Below are 413 nucleotides of genomic sequence, written 5' to 3' on the forward strand. Positions count from 1 at the left end.
GTCAGTTGCTGATTCAAATTCATGGTCAACATACGCACCAGCAGCTGACCAAACCCGAACAGCAAAAATCGCTGCTGGATAGCTATGCCAACGAAGCCGCTTTAGCGCAGCAGATGGCTGCCCACTACCAATTATGGCATCAAAGCTGCCGCGATCTCGCCCATCACCAGCAACAAAGTCAGGAACGCGCCGCGCGCGCGGAACTGCTGCAATATCAGTTAAAAGAGTTGAACGACTTTAATCCGCAGGCCGGCGAATTCGAGCAAATTGACGAAGAGTACAAACGGCTGGCCAACAGCGGGCAGTTGCTTACGACCAGCCAGAACGCTCTGGCGCTACTCGCGGACGGCGAAGACGTTAACCTGCAAAGCCAGTTATATAGCGCAAAACAACTGGTTAGCGAGCTGGTGGGT

The 413-nt window shown here is 53.5% G+C and carries 1 protein-coding gene; it reads left to right on the top strand.

The window, feature by feature from the left end; genetic code table 11:
- Positions 1 to 413 (top strand): hypothetical protein (locus tag ACEWB7_RS18185; protein WP_411581115.1); only part of this gene is annotated, 413 nt, incomplete at both ends.

This window comes from Acinetobacter sp. NIOH-H-8 (genome assembly GCF_046635365.1).
Lineage (GTDB): Bacteria > Pseudomonadota > Gammaproteobacteria > Pseudomonadales > Moraxellaceae > Acinetobacter.